This window comes from Sorangiineae bacterium MSr11954 (assembly GCA_037157815.1).
Lineage (GTDB): Bacteria > Myxococcota_A > Polyangia > Polyangiales > Polyangiaceae > Pendulispora > Pendulispora albinea.
This window is the reverse complement of sequence record CP089984.1, coordinates 6,750,098-6,767,275: the sequence shown is the minus strand read 5'-3', so window position 1 is coordinate 6,767,275 and position 17,178 is coordinate 6,750,098. Positions and strand designations below refer to the sequence as shown.

Sequence of the window (17,178 nt, the reverse complement as noted above, 5' to 3'; positions counted from 1 at the left end):
GGTGGCGGCGCCATCGTGGGGTTGGCCGCTGAGGTGAGAGGGGAGGGGGATGCCGCCGGTGGCTCCGAGCCACCGCACGCGGCGACCGCGGTTGCGAGCGATGCGAAGGAAAGAAGCGAGATGCCAACGAATGCGCGGGGATGGTGGGGTCGCATGGGCCGTGATACTAGCTGGGGTCGGCACTTCTTCCCATCGTTCCACTTGACTTTGAAGTCGCGCCGCGTCAGGGTGCCGCCGCTGTTTTGCGCCCGCCTGCATACCCTGCGGGAGGGCACCCACTCCACACGCTCTTCACGCGCAAATCCACAGCCCGGTGCGTCTGATCTTGCCGATCAGCGCTGGCTGCGGAGGAAGAGCGGAGGCTCAACCGAAAGGAAGCGCTCTCAAAATGACCCAAGAATCGATCAACGCTCAAGGTCTCCCGCAGCTCCGTGGTGATTTTCCGCTCCCGCTCAAGTCGCTGCTCGACGCCGGTGTTCACTTCGGCCACCAGACCAAGCGTTGGAACCCGAAGATGCGCCCGTACATTTACGGTGCGCGCAACGGCATCCACATCATCGACCTCGATCAGACGGCGCGCCTCTTCCAGCGCGCGTTCAACTTCGTGCAGGAGACCGTGGCCCGCGGCGGGCACCTCCTCATGATTGGCACCAAGCGCCAGGCGCAGGAGATCGTGCAAGAGGAGGCCGCGCGCTCGGGCTCCTTCTTCGTCGTCAACCGCTGGCTCGGCGGCACGCTCACGAACTTCCGCACCATCAAGCAGGGCCTCGACCGCATGCGCCAGCTCGAGCGCATGAAGGACGACGGCACGTACCTGCAGCTTCCGAAGAAGGAAGTCTCGCGCCTCGAGAAGGAGCGCGAGCGCTTCGAGAAGTACCTCGGCGGTCTCAAGGCCATGAGCGCGCTCCCCAGCGCGGTGTTCATCATCGACCCGGCCAAGGAAGTCATCGCCGTGCAAGAGGCGAAGAAGCTTCAGATCCCGCTGGTCGCCATCGCCGACACCAACTGCGATCCCGATCTCATCGACTACCCCATCCCGGGCAACGACGACGCGATCCGCTCCATCCGCCTCATCACCGCCCGCCTGGCCGACGCCGTCCTCGAGGGCGCACAGCGCCGCAAGGACACGGTCGGACGCGACGGTGAGGAGCGCAGCCGCGCCCCGCAGGCCGAGGTTTACCAGGGCGGCCGCCGCGGCGGTGGCGACCGCGGTGAGCGTGGCGATCGCGGCGATCGCGGACCCCGCGACGGCGGCGCAGCCCCCAACTGAGAGCGCTCGACGCTCGATTGCAAGAACGCGCCGCGCTCGAAGAGCTCGCGGCGCGCCCTATTCGAATTTTCACCCCGCTCGCTTCCCTTCACGTATCGGGGCGCGCGGGGTGAGCTCGTACTGACGCTGGAGAGTTCAAGATGCCTGAGATTACTGTCGGATTGGTCAAGGAACTTCGTGAGCGCACCCAAGCTGGAATGAGCGACTGCAAGAGCGCGCTCGTCGAGGCCGAGGGGGATATCGAGAAGGCCATCGAGATCATCCAGAAGAAGGGCCTCCTCAAGGGTCAGGCCCGCGCCGGAAAGGTCGCGACCGAGGGCGAAGTGCGCACCTGGGTCGAGGGCGACGGCTCGCGCGGTCTCATCGTCGAGGTCAACTGTCAGACGGACTTCGTGGCCCGCGGCGACGACTTCCGCGGCTTCGTCACCAAGGTCGTCGACCTGGCGAAGACCACCAAGCGCCCCGCTTCGCCCACCGAAGGCGCCGCCGCGCTGCTCACGCAGAGCGTCCCCGGCTCGAGCGACACGCTCGACACCGTGCGCCTCGCCCTGGTCGGCAAGACCGGCGAGAACACGGTCGTTCGCCGCTGGGACGTGCTCACGGCCGCCGGCCCCAACGATCTGGTGATCGCCTACGTGCACATGGGCGGCAAGCTGGCCGTTCTTCTGCGCGCGGAGGCCCCGAGCGTCGAGGCGCGCAACTCGGCCGCCTTCAAGGAGTTCGTGGAGAACGTGGCCATGCAGGTCGCGGCCATGAGCCCGCTGGTCGTCCGCAAGGAGGAGGTCTCCGAGGCGGTGGTGGCGAAGCAGAAGGAAATCTACGAGGCGCAGCTCCGCGAGGAGCCCAAGCCGAAGCCGGAAGCTTCGTGGCCCAAGATCATCGAGGGCAAGGTGGCCAAGTGGTTCACCGAGGTCACGCTCCTGGGCCAGGACAACGTGTGGGCGCCCGAGAAGGGCACCATCGACGCGGTCCGCCAGGAGATTGGCAAGTCGCTCGGCGGCGAGGTGAAGCTGCACGAGTTCGTGCGCTTCGGCCTCGGCGAGGGCATCGAGAAGAAGAGCGACGATCTCGCGGCCGAAGTGGCCAAGATGACCGCGGGCTGATTTCAGGCCGGCGCCCTCTCGAAGGAAGGAACGCGGGAAGGACTCGAGTGAAACTCTGCGCGGTCAGCGTGGATCTCGACGAGATCCCGAATTATTTCAGGATTCACGGGCTCGGGGAACCGAGCCCGCTGGCCCGACATGCCGTCTACGATCGCGGGATCGATCGCCTCTTGGCGATGGCGGCATCGTCGGGCTTTCCTTTGACCCTGTTCGCCATCGGGGCGGACTTGGAGCGGCCCGAGTCCGCGGCCAAGCTTCGGCAAGCGCGCGAGGCGGGCCATGAGATGGGCAACCATACGCTCGACCACCGCTACGATCTGACGCACCTCGAGCGCGCCGAAATCGCGCACCAGATCGCGGCCGGCGCCGACGCCATCGAGCGCGCCACCGGCGAGCGCCCCGTGGGCTTTCGCGCCCCCGGCTACACCATCACCGACCAAGTGTTCTCGGTGCTGCGCGAGCTCGAGGTCCGCTACGACTCGTCGGTCTTCCCGTGCCCGCCGTACTACGCGGCCAAGGCCGCGGCCCTCGGTTGGATCCGCCTGCGCGGCCGAACGAGCCACTCCGTGCTCGACACCCCGCGCGTCCTCTCGGCCCCGACCCGTCCTTACCGCGTGGGCACGCCCTACTGGAAAATGGGCGACGGCGTGCTGGAGCTCCCGATTCAAGTCACGCGCGGCCTGCGTCTGCCCGTCATCGGCACCTCGCTCACCTTGGCGGGCCCCGCGCGCGCGCGCATGCTGGCGCGCATGTGCATCGGCGCCCCGCTCGTCAACCTGGAGCTCCACGGCATCGACGTCCTCGACGCCAACGACGGCCTCGACGCGCTCCTCCCATTCCAACCCGACGTCAAGGTCCGCCGCGAGCGCAAGCTCGAATCCCTCCACGCCACCTTCGATACACTGCGCGACGCCGGCTACACCTTCGTCACCTTGCGCGAAGCCGCCGAAGCGCTGGGGTAAGAGGCGCTCGCGCCGTGCCCCTTGGCGCCGTGCCCCTTGGCGCCACGGGCGCTCGCGTCGCTAAAAGGCGAGATGCGTCAGCGCGTCGGGTATCTTCTTCAGCGACAGGCGCTGCCCCTTGTTCGCATCGTGGATGAGCAGCTTCTGAAGCGAGAGAAGATGCTCGACGAACGTCAGCTCGATCCCCTGCCTCGGATCGAGGCGGAGCGTGAGCTCGCTCAGCGACTTCAAATTCCCGAGCTCGGCCAAATCACCAACCTGGCTGTTCGCGACGTGAAGCTCGAGGTCGTTCAACGATTTCAGGCTGCCGAGCGGCCGAAGATCCGAGACGGGACTATCTTCGACGAACATCTTGAGCCGGCGCGCCCAACGCATGCTCTCCAGGGCGCGCATATCCTTCATCTGGTCATCGGCCATGATGGCGATCGTCGGCGGGTTTCCCACCCCGAGGTCGTAGAGCGCCTGTAGATGGCGAGCCGACAGGCCACGCTCCTCCGAGGGAACTCGCTCTCACGAACGTTGAGACGGAGAGCGCCCAAGGATCGAAGGCTCCCAAGCACGCCCCGATCCATCACTTGGCTCAGATTCACCTCGAGCTCGATCGTGCTCACCCAGCTCAATGCTTCGAGCACCTTCAAACAAAGCGCGCATAAGCCCTTCGCCGGGGTCCGTCGGCAGGGCCTCCCAGTAATGATACTTGACCGACTTATCGGCGAGGATGTCCGTCAGGCCAGCGTGCAGCAGCGACGTCTTGCCCGCGCCCGAGGCCCCCATCAGAATGACCATGCGCGTCTGGTTGTCACGAACGTATCCGAAGAGCTTGAGTAACTCGTTCTCGCGACCCAATTCGCGAAAGAGCTTGCCGTCCTGGGCCTGAAACGCGATGGGCCCTTTGATCGCAGCCGCGCTGGCCTCGACGGGTAAAGGGTCCGGGGTTTGGACCAAACGCCAGCTGCGGTAGGCGCCGTAGGCGAGCATCCCGAGCGCGCTGACGTACAACGCGGCCGGGACGATCACGAGACCGTTCCACGAGCGCACGAATTCGCGTAGCTCGGGCGTCAAAAACCCTGAGAACCCATATCCAAGGCCGAACAGCGTGAGGGCCAGCGCGAGGGCTGCTTCTTCGCGGCGGCGCGCTCGGAAGAAGCGAATGGCAGCCACGATCGGCTCGCGGAGCTGTCGCGTGAGTTCCTGCAATGCAGCGCTAGGTTACCGCAGCGGATTATCTTATGGACACTCCACCGATATAGTCGACCGTGACTGAACCAACGATGATCTCACAACATCTTCAGTCGGGAGATATGGCGCGCGGAGCGTCGCACGGTGCTATCGCTTTCGCGCGTCGAGGCTGAACGGTCCTGAGCCAAAGTGCGCGATGAGCAGCGCGGTGCCCAGGAGGCCCAGGTTCTTCATGAACATGGCCATGTGGATCTGCGCCTGCATCGGATCGGGCTGGGCCCAGAAGTTGTGCAGCATGAAGGTGACGGGCACGAGGAAGAGCACGATCAACCACGCGCCCCACTTGGCCTTGTAGCCGAGCGCGATGCTGAGCCCTCCGGCGGCCGCGATGATCCCGGACAGAGGTACCGCCACGCTCGCGAGCGGAACGCCGGCGGCGGCGGCGTAGCCGATGGATTGTGCGGAGAAGTGGCCGGGGCCCGCCATTAGGAAGATCAGAGAGAAGAGCACCCGCCCGAGGGGGACGAGGTAACGCTGCGCGCCCTCGCTCGAGGCGCGTGCGGCCGGGTGGCGGTTACCGGATTCGTCGATTTCGGATGCGAGGACGTGCGGGCTCATAGGTTGGCTCCTTGCTCGGCTCCGCATCCCGGAATGTCTTGCTCCCGTACACGTTCCCGTGCCCGTGCACGTTCCCGATCTTCCTCGGAGCTTCGGAAATTCGGAAGCTCAGGAAGGGAAACGGGCACGGGCACGTGTACGGGAAGGGCTGCTCTCCTGGATGCGGGCTGTTTCAGGCAGGAAGATGGTACGTTGCGGATTATGGGACAAGTGGCCATCCTGGGACGTGATGTTGCAGAATCTGAAACATTGGTCGCAGACATCGGCGATCTCCGCGCCTTTTGTCTGGTGGTCGACCGGCGGTCGCTGACCGCGGCGGCCGAGATCCTGGGCGAGAGCAAGGCCACGGTGAGCCGTCGCATCGCGCGGCTCGAGCAGTCGCTCGACGTGGCGCTCTTGCGGCGCAGCCCGCGCTTGGTCGAGCCGACGGAGGATGGTGTCGCCTATCGCTTGCGGGTCGGGGAAATTTTGGAGCTGCTCGGCGATGCCAACACGGCCGTGCGTGGATCGAGGGCGGCGCCGAGCGGGCGGTTGCGGGTCACGGCGCCGCCGGAGTTCGGAAGTGTGCTGGCCCCGCACATTGCAGCCTTCAACAAGCGCTATCCGGCGGTGCTGCTCGACCTGCTCATCGCGCAGAAGATCCTCGACTTCGAAACGGAGCACCTCGATCTGGCGTTTCGCGTGGCCGCCAAGCTGCCCGACTCGCCGCTCATCGCGCACAAGCTGTTCGACCTCGAGGCGCTCGGCGTGGCCTCGCCCGACTACCTCCGCGAGCATCGCCCGCCGAAGAAGCCCGCGGATCTGGAGAAGCACCGCATCATCCACATGTCGACCATCTGCTCGCAGCACCCCCTTCCGTTCCGCCGCGTCGATGGCACGGGGCCGATCATCGAGCTTCGCGCCCACCCGGCCATCGCCGCCTCCGACTTGAACTTCGTCAAGGAGCTGGCCGTCGCCGGCGCCGGCATCTGCTTCATGCCCGCGCTCAGCGTTCGCCGTGAGCTGGACGAGGGGAGGCTGGTGCCCGTGCTTCGTCAGTACGTCTTGTGCGGCGCGGCGCTCTACCTCCTGCACAACGGAGGGCGCTTCTTGCCGCCCAAGGTGCGCGCCTTTCGCGACTACATCCTCGATGCCTTCGATGCCAAGGGACGCCGCCTCAATGGCAGCGCCCCGATGGTCGCCGCGACCGCGTAAAGGTCGCTGCGGGCGAAAGGCCCGCTGCGGGCGAAGGCCGCTACGGGCGAAGGCCGCTGCGGGCGAAAGGGCCGCTACGGCGTAAAGCCCGCGATCCGCCACAACGCGGCCGGATCGTACGTCCGCCCCCGCGCGACCACGGCGGAGATCTTGCGGATGTCGCGGATGTTGCTCAGCGGATTGCCCGCGACGATCACGAGATCGGCGCGCTTTCCCGGGGTCACGGTCCCCACGTGCCCGTCGAGGTGCATGAGGCGCGCGGGGACGCTCGTCGCGGCTTGAATGGCCTCCATCGGCGTGAAGCCGGCCTCCACATAGAGCTCGAGCTCGCGGTGCAAGGTGTGCCCCGGGATCCCGATGTCGGTCCCCGCGACGATGGGAACGCCCTGCCGGTGAAGCTCGCGCAGCACCGTGACCATGCGCTCGAACCGCCGCGCGCGGCGCTCTGCGAGCGCGTCGTCGGCCGGGCCTTGGGCCACCTCCGAGAGCTCGCGCGGCAGCTTGGCGATCCCGGGCTCGCGCCGCGCGTTCTCCTCGGTCGAGTGCGTGAAGAGCTCGTAGAGCGCCAAGGTGTCGTCGAGGAACGCCTTCTTGGCGACGAACGCGCGAATCGCCCGCTGCAGCGGCCCGCTCGACACGTCGCTGCCCACGATGCGATCGAGCTGCGCGCCCTGCGAGAGGCTGCGCCGCTCGTTGGGCCCGAAGAGCATCCCGAAGAGAAAATCGATGTGGCTTATGCCATCGAAGCCCGCGTCGAGCGCCTCCACGACATTCATGCCGTTGGGAACGTGGCCGACCACGCGCATCCCGCGCCGGTGCGCCTCCGCCGCGATGGGCTTCACCAGCGAGGGCGCGATGCTCGAGTAGATCTTCACCTCGGGGCACCCGGCCCGCTTCAACCGATCGAGCACGGGCACGATGTCGTCCTTCGACGCGATGCGAATGACGCCGAGCGCTCTGTCGCCGTCGCCGTCGACCAAGCCATCGACGATGATCTGCGGCCCGAGCCCCTTGCCGGCGGCGATGGCGTCGCGCACGCCGGTGATGAACTCCAGCACATTACCCAGATCGCGCACCGTGGTCACGCCCGCCCCGAGGTAGACCGCGCCTTGCTCGATTTGCGTGACGTGCGCATGCATGTCCCACAACCCGGGGAGCACCGTCTTTCCCGTTACATCGACCGAGGTCGCGCCCGCGGGGATGGGCGTCGAGGCGCGCGGGCCGGCGGCGACGATCGTCTCGCCGTCGTACACGACCACCGCGTCGCTCACCGGGGGACGTCCGGTGCCGTCCACCAGCTGCCCGCCCACCAGCGCCACCAGCTCTGCGCCCTTCGTGCCGCCTGCGCCGCCTGCGCCGCCGCGCGGTATCAGCGCCGTCTTCGCGACCTCGTCCAACCAAGCCGCGGCGTCGGCGCCCGCGCGCGCCACGAGCTTCGGCAAGAGCTCGACCGAGTCCTCGCGGACGCCTTGGAAAGGGTCGAACTCCGCGTCGTGCGTCACCACCGCGACCAGCTTTCCCGCCTCGTCCAGCCACGCATCTTCGCGGCCCCACGAGAGACCGCGCACGCTCACGTGCTCCAAGGTGGGCCGCTTTGCGTCGGCCGCGCCGCTCGCGTTCTTCGGAGCGTTGGTGTCGGCCGCGCCGCTCGCGTTCTTCGGAGCGTTTGCGTCGGCCGCGCCGCTCGCGTTCTTTGCGGCGCCCGGGGTCGTTGCGTCGGCGCCGAACGTCTCGTTGCCGCGCGATACGATCGAAACGGTGCCCGCGGGCAAGAGCGGCATGGTGGCCGGCCGGCCCGCCCGCACCCACGCACGGAACATGAGATCCTGGCCCAGCATCGGCGCATAGCCGCTGGCTACGACGAATGGAGCTCGAGCCTGCACGCGCGCCGGCATCGCGTCGAGCTTCCACAGCGAGTACTCGCCGCCCGCCTCCGCCACCAGGCGCTCGTCGATGCGAACGTTGCGCGCCGTGTTCCCCCACACCTCGTACTGCCGCGGCGTTCCGTCGGACGCCAAGCGATACGACGCGGCCAGCGGCACCAAGACGCCCCGATCGCGGAACCCAAAGGCGGCTTTCGCCTCGGTGCCGCCGTCGTCGCCCGCGATGTACGTGTCGGTCTCGCCCCCCACGTGGTTGAGAAACTTGTAGAGCCGAAAGCTCACCGTCTCGCGCGGCGTATGCTTCACCGCGGCCGGCTTTGGCGAAGCCGCGGCGGCCGGCGCCGAAGCCGGTACGGCTCCCGGAGCAGCGACCGACCCCGGCGCCGCAGCGTGCTCCGTTCCGGCACACGCCGCGCCCGCGGCCCCCAACGCACAAACCCCGAGAACCCCAGCAGCAGACGAAAAACCACGACGCATGGGGCCAAGTTCTACCGCAAAAAACCGCCTCTTGTCGCTAGCTCAACAGTTGTGCCCATCCCCTGGCGCCCCACGCGGCGACCACGCCCGTCGACCGTGCGACCATTACCCGCAGATCAAAGATTCGTCCCCAACGGCGACGGACTCCGACGCTTTCGCAAGGTACCGGCCACGAACGACTCCAGCACCGGGGCCATATTCTGCGGAACGTTGTCGTCCCACTCGTCGGCGCTGATCGCATCGGTGGGGCGGGCGGCCGCGTCAATCTTGTAAAAGTAGGGGACCGCCTCTGTGTACATGCTCAAGCTCGCGAGCTCCGCGGCGAACTCCTCGATGTCGACCCGCACCAGATCGACCGCGCCCAGCGCGCGCTGCATGCGCCGATCGTTGAGCGATGTATCGAACTCGCGCGAGGCCGACGACTGCGCGGCCGCCGTCTCCACGAGAACACCGCGCCCCTTTTCCTTGGCGCGCGAGAACGCTTCGATGAGCTGGCGCTCCAACGATCCGCTGCCGCGGTGCGGCTCGATGACCTTGAGGGTGCCGCGCGTGCTCGAGGTGGAGTTCTCGTTCTCGCTCTGCGGCGCGGGCGTGGTGTACGAAGGCGCCTTGTATGCGGGCGGCGCGGGCGATGTCGAACCCGAGCTCACCCCGGACGAGGACGCGAACGACATGCCCCCGATGAGCAGCGGGACGAGCACCAACAACATCGAGCCAACGGTGAGCACCGAGCTCACGGCGCCCAGGGCAATCCCCGCGTTCGCCATTCCGCCTCCCCCCAGCGCACCCCCCGAGCGTGCGATGTCCTTGCGCCCCATCACGCCGAGCACGATGGCCGGGATGCCGCCCACGATGCCAAGGCACATCATGCTGAGGATCCCCAGCACCAACGACGCGACCGCTTTGCCCTCGTTGGGCGCCGGCGCACCATAATAGCCCCCCGGGGGCGGAGCCGGGTTGCGGTACGCGTTGGGCGGAGGCGGGGCCGGGTAACCTGGCGCGGGATAGCCCGCTTGCGGAGGGGATGCGGGGTACCCGGGTGCCGAATATCCGGGCTGCTGCGCATATCCCTGCGGATTTACCGCATACGATGGAGGCAGCTGGGGCGCGGACACCTGCTGCGGCGCGGGCACCTGCTGCGGCGCGGGCACCTGCTGCGGCGCGGGCACCTGCTGCGGCGGTCCACTGGTATCCTGCGCGGTCTCGCCGGAGGGGGACCCTGGCGGCGGCGGGATCGGCGGATCGTGCGGCGGCTGCTCCATATTGAGCAATATCTGTCCGGATGATGTCCGCGACAAGCCCGCACGTCCGGTAACCGGTGGCCGGGCCGCGACTTTGGGGCTTGCGTTAAGCCCGTGGCTCCGGGAGCCGGTAGATCTTTCGCGCCGTGCCGGAGAAAATGGCGTCGCGCTCCGCGGTGGAGAGCGCCGACGTAAGTTGCTGCGAGGCGGCCAGGACCTCGGCGTACTCGGCGGCCAAGAGGCATACCGGCCAATCCGAGCCGAAGATCAGGCGCTCGGGGCCAAACGCCTCCACGAGGAGCATGACATACGGGCGCAAATCTTCCACGGTCCACGTGGTCCATCGCGCCTCGGTCACCAATCCGGACAGCTTGCACGTCACATTGGGGTGCGCGGCGAGCCGCTCCAAGGCGCTCCCCCAAGGCTCCATGTGCCCCGCGGCAATGGGCGGTTTTGCGCCATGATCCAGCACGAATTGCAGGTGGGGAAGGGCGGCCACCGTCCGCTCGGCGGCCGGCAATTGGTGCGGGAGGATCAACAGCTCGTACACCAGCCCCGCATCGGCCACCGCGGAGAGCCCGCGCCGCACGTCCTCGCGGCACAACCAGCTCGGATCGGCTTCTCCCTGCACCGGGTGGCGGATGGCCCGAAGCGCGCGCCCGCCCGGGCCCTCGAGCAAGCGCGCCACGTCGTCGCCGACCGAAGGAGAGGTGAGATCGACCCATCCCGTCACGGCGGCCACCAGATCGCTCGACGACGCCAGCGCGAGCAGCTCCGGGGTCTCCTCGGCCACCGCGATCGTTTGCACCAGCACGGTGGCGTAGACACCCGACTCGGCCGCGAGCGGCGCCAGATCGTCGAGCGAGTAGTTCCGGCGGATCTTCCTGAGATCGTCGCCGATCCAACCCTGATCCCGCACGGTCAGGTCCCACACATGATGATGCGCATCGACGATCACGGAGTGCTCCTTGGTCCCATCACGCGGCCATGAATGCAACGACGCATGCCCGCGTGAACGAAGGAACCGAAAACGTCACGTGGGGATCGGAGCATCCTCGCGCAAAAGCCCCAACGCCTTCAACTCGATCCAGAGATCCCCCGGCACCTTGGTCGCGATCATCTCCGCGTCGGTGACGATCTGCGATGCATGGTGTGCACCCACCACCACCGACGCCACCGCAGGGTGACCGAGCGGAAATTGAATCGCCGCCTCCGGCAAGATGATCCCGTGCCGCGCGCAAACCTCCGCCATCCGGCGCGCGCGCTTCAAGAGCTCCCTCGGCGCCTCGGCATAGTTGTATCGTGCATCATCCGGCACGGTGGCCTGCGCCAAAATGCCCGAGTTGAACACCGCCGCCACCACCACCGACACGCCGCGCTCGGCACAGAGCGGCAAGAGCTCGTCGAGCGCCGCCTGCTCCAACAAAGTGTAGCGCCCGGCCAGCATCACCACGTCGAGATCGGTTTCGCGCACGAAGCGCGCGGGCATCTGCCATTGGTTCATCCCCACGCCGATGGCCCCGATCACCCCTTGCGCGCGAAGATCGGCCAGCGCGGGAAAGCCCTCGCGTACCGCCTGCTCCCAGTGATCGTCCGGATCGTGCAAGAGGAGCACGTCGACCCGCGAGAGACCGAGCCTTCGCAGCGAGTCCTCGAGCGAACGGCGCACCCCATCGGCGCTGAAGTCCCAGATCCGCCGCGAGGTCGACGGCACCGCAAAGCCCCCCACCGCCAGATCGCTCTCGGCGCTCGCGCCCCGATCGTTCGGCACCAAGCGCCGCCCGACCTTGGTCGACACCGTGAACGTGTCGCGCGGCTTTCCGGCCAGAAATGCGCCGAGCCTGCGCTCGGACAAGCCGAGCCCATAGTGCGGCGCCGTGTCGAAATAACGAACACCGTGGTCCCACGCCGCGTCGAGCGCGGCGCGGGCGTCCACGTCGGACACCTCGAAGTAGAGGTTTGCGATGGACGCCGCGCCGAACCCCAGCGCCGTGACGTCGACCTTGGACTTGCCGAGGCGCGCCGTTCGCATGGTCACTTCGGCGGCTGCGGTGGACGGAGACGCAGCCCGTACATGCCCCCATCCACCGCCAGGATGGTGCCGACGGTGGCCCCCGAGGTGGGGCTCGCCAGATAGGCGATGGCGTTCGCCACTTCATCGGCCGAGACCAGCTTCCCCGTGGGCTGCCGCGCGGAGAGCGCCGCCTTCTCCGCCGCCGGATCCGCGGCCTGGCCGAGCAAACGACCCACCCACGGCGTATCGACCGTGCCCGGCGCCACCGCGTTCACGCGGATACCCTCGCGCACATGATCGGCGGCCATGGCCAAGGTGAGCGCGTACACCGCGCCCTTCGTGGCCGAGTAGAGCGCGCGCTGCGGCAAGCCGGCCCACGCCGCGATCGAACAGGTGTTGACGATGGCCGCAGCCTCGGACTTCCGCAAATGCGGGAGCGCCGCGCGCGACACACGCACCATGCCGACCACGTTGATGTCGTACACCTTGTGCCACTGGTCATCGCCGTTGGCGGCCAGGTCGCCAATGGCGCCGATGCCCGCGTTGTTGATCACCACGTCGAGCCGGCCAAAGCGGCCCACCACGGCATCGATGGCCGCGCGCACCGAGGCATCGTCGGACACATCGCAGCGCACGCCAACGAGGGGATCCTGGACGCTCTCGGGCGCAATGTCGAGGCACGCCACCTGCGCCCCCCGCGCGGCCAACAACTGCGCCGTGGCCAGCCCGATGCCCGACGCACCCCCCGTGACGATGGCGACCAACCCGTCGAAATCCGAAGCTCTCGCGATGCTCATGACGTTCGTCCTTTGTTCTCGTGCGCGCGTGCCTGCACCGCACCCGCGTTCTCGTTCGCCCACTCGGGCCCATCCGGAAAGCGAAAGCGCTCCAACGTGGCATCGAACATCTGCGCCGAGAAGCCCGGCGCCGTCGGCGTGATGTAGCGGCCCCGCTTCACCACCGCGGGATCGACGAAGTGCGCGTGCAGATGATCGACCCACTCGATCACCCGGTCCTCCATGGTCTGGCTGACGGCCACGTAATCGAACATGGAAAGGTGCCGCACCAGCTCGCACAGCCCGACGCCGCCCGCGTGCGGGCACACCGGCACGCCGAATTTGGCGGCGAGCAGCAAGATGGCCACGTTCTCGTTCACGCCGCCCACCCGGCAAGCATCGAGCTGCAGCACCTCGATGGCCGAGAGCTGCAGCAGCTGCTTGAACACCACGCGATTCTGCACGTGCTCCCCGGTGGCCACCTTGATGGGCGCCACCGCCTTGGCCACCGCCCGATGCCCGAGCACATCGTCCGGCGAGGTGGGCTCCTCGATCCAGTATGGCTGATAGGGCGCGAGCGCCTCCATCCATTTCACGGCCGTACCCACGTCCCACCGCTGGTTGGCGTCGACCGCGATCCGCATCGCGGGCCCGGCCACCTCGCGCGCCAATTTCATCCGCCGCACGTCGTCGTGCAGATCGCTGCCGACCTTGAGCTTGATCATCGCGAACCCGTCCGCGATGGCCTGCTTGGCCAAGGTCGAGAGCTTCTCGTCGCTGTAGCCGAGCCAGCCCGCCGATGTGGTGTACGCGGGGTAGCCCTCGGCGAGCAGCCGCCTCTCGCGCTCGGCCCGCCCCGGTTTGGCGGCGTTCAGGATCGCCAGCGCCTCTTCCGGGGTGAGCGCATCGGTGAGGTAGCGGAAGTCGACCAGGCTGACGATCTCCTCCGGGCTCATGGAGGCGAGGAACTGCCAGAGCGGCTTTCCCGCCCGCCGCGCCGCCAGATCCCACGCGGCGTTGATCACCGCGCCGATGGCCATGTGCATCACGCCCTTTTCGGGCCCGAGCCAGCGCAGCTGCGAGTCGCCCATCAAATCGCGCGAGAGCGCGCCCAAGTCCGCGGCGGTGGTGGGAACGGGCCTCCCGACCACGTGCGCGGTGAGCGCGCGAATGGCCGCGACCTGCACGTCGTTGCCGCGGCCGATGGTGAACGCCAGGCCGTAGCCTTTGGAGGCCGCGGGGCCGGCCGGCGCCGTTGTGTCACCGGTGTCATCCGTGTGAAGAACGACATAGGCCGCGGAGTAATCCGGATCGGGGTTCATCGCGTCCGAGCCATCGAGCTCGCGCGAGGTGGGGAAGCGGATATCGAAGACGTCGAGACCGGTCACGCGTGCCATCATGCTTGCCCGAGGCTCTGGCGCTGCCGGCCGAGATGTTGAATCTCGAGTTCCATCACATCACCTTTGCGCAAATACGGTTTGGGGTCCGGCTGCCCGAGGGCCACCCCCGGCGGCGTGCCGGTGTTGATGACGTCTCCCGGACGGAGCACCAAAAATTGGCTCACATAACGAACCACCTCCGCAACGGGGAAAATCATGTCCGAGGTGGATAAATTCTGTCGGAGCTGGCCGTTGACCCACAGCTTCAGGTCGAGTTGTTGCACGTCGCCCACGTCGTCGGCCGGCACCAGCCAGGGGCCGAGCGGGTTGAAGGTCTCACACGACTTGCCCTTGTCCCACTGCCCGCCGCGTTCGAGCTGGAACTCGCGCTCGGACACGTCGTTCGAAATCGCATAGCCGGCGACGCAGGAGAGGGCCTCGGCGTGGCTCTGCAAGTAGCGCGCGGTCTTTCCAATCACCACGGCGAGCTCGACCTCCCAATCCGTCTTGGTGGAGCCCCGCGGCACCAGCACATCGTCGTAGGCGCCCACCACGGTATCGGCGGCCTTCATGAACAAGACCGGCTCGGTGGGGATGGGCGCGTTGGTCTCCTCGGCGTGCTTTTTGTAATTGAGGCCGATGCAGACCACTTTGGTCGGACGCGCGATGGGCGCGCCGACCCGGAGGGCGCTGCCGTCGCCCGGATCGTCGAGCATGGGGAGCTCTTTGCGCGCGAGGGCCGCGCGGACCCGCTCGATCCCGTCCGCCTCCAGGAACGAACCGTCGATGTCGGCGGTGAGGGGGAGCAGATCGTAGAGCGCTCCTCGGTGGCGCACGGCGGGGCGTTCATGATCGGGTGGACCGAGTCGCATCAATTGGATCGGCTCGCGGGTGGATAAGGTCACGTTGTTCTCCTTTATTCCTGTTTCGTCTTGGAAGGTTCGGATGGTCCCGATCGCTCGGTACGAGGGACGCGCGAGAGGCGAGCAATGTCCACCCCCGATTGCTCGATGAACTTTCGCGCGATCTCGCTCTCGCCGCGGGCGAGGGAGTCGGGCTTTCCTGCGGCGACCACCTCGCCTTGAATGAGGAGCACGGCTTGGTGCGCGATGCGGAAGCAGCTGGCGATGTCGTGCGAGATGACGAGGCTCGTCACATTGAAGCGTTCGCGCATCTCCTCGATGAGATCGTCCACCAGACGGCTCGTGAGCGGGTCGAGCCCGCTGGTCGGTTCGTCGTAAACCAAAATGGGAGGCTCGAGCATGAGCGCGCGCGCCAGCCCAACCCTTTTCCGCATACCGCCCGAGAGCTCACTTGGGAATTTATTTTCGACGTTCTTGGGGTCCAATCCCAAAATCCGGAGCTTCTCCAGTACGCGCTCACGGATTTCCTTCTTCGAGAGCTTGGTGTGCTCGATCAAAGGAAAGGCCACGTTCTCCATGACCGTGTACGAGTCGAGGAGGGCGGCATACTGGTAGACCATTCCAAACTTGGTGCGGATCCGATTGAGCTCGCGCTCCGGCAAGCCCACGATGTTCTCCCCCGCGATCAGGATCTCGCCGCTGGTCGGCTGCTCCAGCGCGACGATGAGCCGCAGCAAGGTCGTCTTGCCCGCGCCCGAGCCGCCGATGATGACCGTGGTCTCGCCGCGCCGCACCACCAGGTCGATCCCCTTGAGCACGACCGTTTCGTCGAACGCCTTCCGAACCTGGCGGAGCACGATGAGCTCTTCCCCGCCGCCCTCGATCCCCTCGCGCTGGGCCTCTCCTTTGGCGGCATCGGCACGGATGGCGGGCCGAGACGGACGCTCGTCATCACTTTTCTGACCCGTTCTGGGACCATCTCCCCTAGCGTAGGCGTTCGTCATGACCGGGAATCATCTCGAAGCAATCCTAAAGCAAGCGTCGGCGAAGTTGGACAAAGACGGCTTTCTCGCGCTCCCCGACGGTGCGGTCCTCACCCTTTACGTAGCCCACGATGGTGCGAGCCTCACCATCTCCAAGGTGGAATCCTTGCGCATCGATGGCGAGCTCGTGTACGCCCGCACCGCCAAGCGCGAGACCTTCACCCTGGTGCAAAGCGACGTCTTCGCCCTAGCCGTGGAGGGAGCCCAGGGCCAGCCCGCGCGCCGCACGGCTGGATTTGGATGACGAAGCACGGTCCATCGGGGCGGGCAGCCCGAGCCGGCTGCTCGCCGGCTTGGGCTGGCTGATCGCCAAGCTCCCGCCCGCCGTTCTTCGGGTGCTGGGCGCCTGCATCGGCTTTCTCGCCGGGAGCCTCTTGCGCATCCGGCGAGCGCACGTGGAGCAGGCCATGGAGGCGGGGGGGATCCGCCATCCGCGCTCGTCCGCGCGGGCGATGTACCGGTCCTTGGGGACCAGCCTGTTCGAATTTCTCTGGCTCGCGGGGGGCGATGCCGCGCGCCTCGACGCCTGCGTGCGCATGGACGAACGCTCACGGCGCGCGCTGGCGGAGGCGAGGGCGCTCGGGCGCGGCATCGTGCTCGCGGCGACGCACACCGGCAATTGGGATCTCGCCGCGTGCGCCATGGCGCGCGAAGGGCCGCTCTTGGTGGTCACCAAGCGCCTCTCCCTGCGCGCGCTCGACCACTTTTGGCAATCGACGCGAAGGGGCTACGGCGTCCGGCTCTGCGAGGCCAAGGGGGCCATGAACGAAGGGCGGCGCATGCTTCGCGCGGGCGGCGCCGTCGCCATGATGATCGACCAAGTGCCCGTCCGATGGCAGCACGCGGTGACCGTCTCGTTCTTTGGCCGTCCCGCCCACACCGACAAAGCTCCCGCCGCGCTCGCTGCCAGCGCGGGCGCACCTTTGGTCGTGGCCGGCGCGTGCCGCGGGCCCGAAGGGCTGCACCACCTTTGCGTCCTCGACGTGCTCTTTCCCGGCGAGCACGCCCGCCGCGCGTGGATCGAGGAGGCGACCCGAAGGTCGACCTACGCGCTCGAGCGGTTCGTGCGCGAGCACCCGTCGGAGTGGCTCTGGTTGCACCGCCGCTGGAAGCGCCTGCCGAAACACCCTCCAGGCGCGCCGCGGGAGCCGATCGCGGAAGGCCCGCGAATGTAGT

17 protein-coding genes are annotated in these 17,178 nt (G+C 67.4%); 6 read left to right on the top strand and 11 right to left on the bottom strand.

Annotation, left to right across the window (positions count from 1 at the left end; translation table 11 throughout):
* Window positions 1-388 precede the first annotated feature (388 nt).
* The 3 genes from rpsB (at window position 389) to LZC94_26100 (ending at window position 3,335) form a co-directional block, all read left to right on the top strand.
* A complete protein-coding gene (gene rpsB / locus LZC94_26110) occupies window positions 389-1,270 on the top strand; it encodes a 30S ribosomal protein S2 (GenBank protein ID WXB11333.1) in 882 nt (293 codons plus the stop codon).
* A 140-nt stretch (window positions 1,271-1,410) separates the two neighbouring features.
* Window positions 1,411-2,373 carry a translation elongation factor Ts gene (tsf, locus tag LZC94_26105; GenBank protein ID WXB11332.1) on the top strand — a complete coding sequence of 321 codons (963 nt, stop codon included), beginning with the start codon at window positions 1,411-1,413 and terminating at the stop codon, window positions 2,371-2,373.
* A 47-nt stretch (window positions 2,374-2,420) separates the two neighbouring features.
* A complete protein-coding gene (locus LZC94_26100) occupies window positions 2,421-3,335 on the top strand; it encodes a polysaccharide deacetylase family protein (protein WXB11331.1) in 915 nt (304 codons plus the stop codon).
* 60 nt (window positions 3,336-3,395) lie between these two features.
* On the opposite strand, the gene LZC94_26095 is transcribed toward LZC94_26100, so the two are convergent.
* The 3 genes from LZC94_26095 to LZC94_26085 all read right to left on the bottom strand — a co-directional run bounded on the left by LZC94_26095 (window position 3,396) and on the right by LZC94_26085 (window position 5,132).
* Window positions 3,396-3,752, bottom strand: a complete 357-nt coding sequence (locus LZC94_26095; protein WXB11330.1) for a hypothetical protein — start codon at window positions 3,750-3,752, stop codon at window positions 3,396-3,398.
* A 93-nt stretch (window positions 3,753-3,845) separates the two neighbouring features.
* Window positions 3,846-4,352 (bottom strand): ATP-binding protein, encoded by a 507-nt coding sequence (locus LZC94_26090; protein WXB11329.1) that lies wholly within the window; start codon window positions 4,350-4,352, stop codon window positions 3,846-3,848.
* Window positions 4,353-4,661: 309 nt separating this feature from the next.
* Complete coding sequence (locus LZC94_26085) at window positions 4,662-5,132, bottom strand: DoxX family protein (GenBank protein ID WXB11328.1); 471 nt, start codon at window positions 5,130-5,132, stop codon at window positions 4,662-4,664.
* A 249-nt stretch (window positions 5,133-5,381) separates the two neighbouring features.
* Here LZC94_26085 and LZC94_26080 point away from each other — a divergent pair, with 249 nt between their 5' ends.
* The gene (locus LZC94_26080) at window positions 5,382-6,326 is read left to right on the top strand and encodes a LysR family transcriptional regulator (protein ID WXB11327.1); all 945 of its coding nucleotides are present in this window, start codon (window positions 5,382-5,384) and stop codon (window positions 6,324-6,326) included.
* A gap of 74 nt (window positions 6,327-6,400) precedes the next feature.
* Here LZC94_26080 and LZC94_26075 read toward each other — a convergent pair whose 3' ends face one another.
* The 8 genes from LZC94_26075 to LZC94_26040 all read right to left on the bottom strand — a co-directional run bounded on the left by LZC94_26075 (window position 6,401) and on the right by LZC94_26040 (window position 15,963).
* A complete protein-coding gene (locus LZC94_26075; GenBank protein ID WXB11326.1) occupies window positions 6,401-8,686 on the bottom strand; it encodes an amidohydrolase family protein in 2,286 nt (761 codons plus the stop codon).
* Between the two features lie 116 nt (window positions 8,687-8,802).
* The gene (locus LZC94_26070; protein ID WXB11325.1) at window positions 8,803-9,948 is read right to left on the bottom strand and encodes a DUF4190 domain-containing protein; all 1,146 of its coding nucleotides are present in this window, start codon (window positions 9,946-9,948) and stop codon (window positions 8,803-8,805) included.
* Window positions 9,949-10,033: 85 nt separating this feature from the next.
* Window positions 10,034-10,885, bottom strand: a complete 852-nt coding sequence (locus LZC94_26065) for an amidohydrolase family protein (GenBank protein WXB11324.1) — start codon at window positions 10,883-10,885, stop codon at window positions 10,034-10,036.
* 75 nt (window positions 10,886-10,960) lie between these two features.
* Window positions 10,961-11,959: an aldo/keto reductase gene (locus LZC94_26060; protein ID WXB20248.1), complete on the bottom strand. Its 999-nt coding sequence runs from the start codon at window positions 11,957-11,959 to the stop codon at window positions 10,961-10,963.
* A 2-nt stretch (window positions 11,960-11,961) separates the two neighbouring features.
* On the bottom strand, window positions 11,962-12,738 hold the full coding sequence (locus LZC94_26055) for an SDR family oxidoreductase (protein ID WXB11323.1): 777 nt from the start codon (window positions 12,736-12,738) through the stop codon (window positions 11,962-11,964).
* A complete protein-coding gene (locus LZC94_26050) occupies window positions 12,735-14,114 on the bottom strand; it encodes a fuconate dehydratase (GenBank protein ID WXB20247.1) in 1,380 nt (459 codons plus the stop codon). Before LZC94_26050 ends, LZC94_26055 begins: the two co-directional genes overlap by 4 nt.
* Window positions 14,114-15,001 (bottom strand): fumarylacetoacetate hydrolase family protein, encoded by an 888-nt coding sequence (locus LZC94_26045; protein WXB11322.1) that lies wholly within the window; start codon window positions 14,999-15,001, stop codon window positions 14,114-14,116. The genes LZC94_26050 and LZC94_26045 overlap by 1 nt, the downstream gene beginning before the upstream one ends.
* Before the next feature lie 11 nt (window positions 15,002-15,012).
* Entirely contained in the window at window positions 15,013-15,963 is a 951-nt protein-coding gene (locus LZC94_26040) for an ATP-binding cassette domain-containing protein (GenBank protein ID WXB11321.1), read from the bottom strand.
* Here LZC94_26040 and LZC94_26035 point away from each other — a divergent pair.
* Window positions 15,962-16,246 carry a hypothetical protein gene (locus LZC94_26035; GenBank protein WXB11320.1) on the top strand — a complete coding sequence of 95 codons (285 nt, stop codon included), beginning with the start codon at window positions 15,962-15,964 and terminating at the stop codon, window positions 16,244-16,246. The genes LZC94_26040 and LZC94_26035 overlap by 2 nt on opposite strands.
* Window positions 16,239-17,177, top strand: a complete 939-nt coding sequence (locus LZC94_26030) for a lysophospholipid acyltransferase family protein (GenBank protein WXB11319.1) — start codon at window positions 16,239-16,241, stop codon at window positions 17,175-17,177. Before LZC94_26035 ends, LZC94_26030 begins: the two co-directional genes overlap by 8 nt.
* Window position 17,178: the final 1 nt, after the last annotated feature.

Coding starts and splice junctions, on each gene's coding strand:
- LZC94_26085 (WXB11328.1), bottom strand. CDS start 5,132: ATGAGCCCGCACGTCCTCGCATCCGAAATCGACGAATCCGGTAACCGC.
- tsf (WXB11332.1), top strand. CDS start 1,411: ATGCCTGAGATTACTGTCGGATTGGTCAAGGAACTTCGTGAGCGCACC.
- LZC94_26095 (WXB11330.1), bottom strand. CDS start 3,752: ATGGCCGATGACCAGATGAAGGATATGCGCGCCCTGGAGAGCATGCGT.
- LZC94_26070 (WXB11325.1), bottom strand. CDS start 9,948: ATGGAGCAGCCGCCGCACGATCCGCCGATCCCGCCGCCGCCAGGGTCC.
- LZC94_26060 (WXB20248.1), bottom strand. CDS start 11,959: ATGCGAACGGCGCGCCTCGGCAAGTCCAAGGTCGACGTCACGGCGCTG.
- LZC94_26055 (WXB11323.1), bottom strand. CDS start 12,738: ATGAGCATCGCGAGAGCTTCGGATTTCGACGGGTTGGTCGCCATCGTC.
- LZC94_26035 (WXB11320.1), top strand. CDS start 15,962: ATGACCGGGAATCATCTCGAAGCAATCCTAAAGCAAGCGTCGGCGAAG.
- LZC94_26040 (WXB11321.1), bottom strand. CDS start 15,963: ATGACGAACGCCTACGCTAGGGGAGATGGTCCCAGAACGGGTCAGAAA.
- rpsB (WXB11333.1), top strand. CDS start 389: ATGACCCAAGAATCGATCAACGCTCAAGGTCTCCCGCAGCTCCGTGGT.
- LZC94_26050 (WXB20247.1), bottom strand. CDS start 14,114: ATGGCACGCGTGACCGGTCTCGACGTCTTCGATATCCGCTTCCCCACC.
- LZC94_26075 (WXB11326.1), bottom strand. CDS start 8,686: ATGCGTCGTGGTTTTTCGTCTGCTGCTGGGGTTCTCGGGGTTTGTGCG.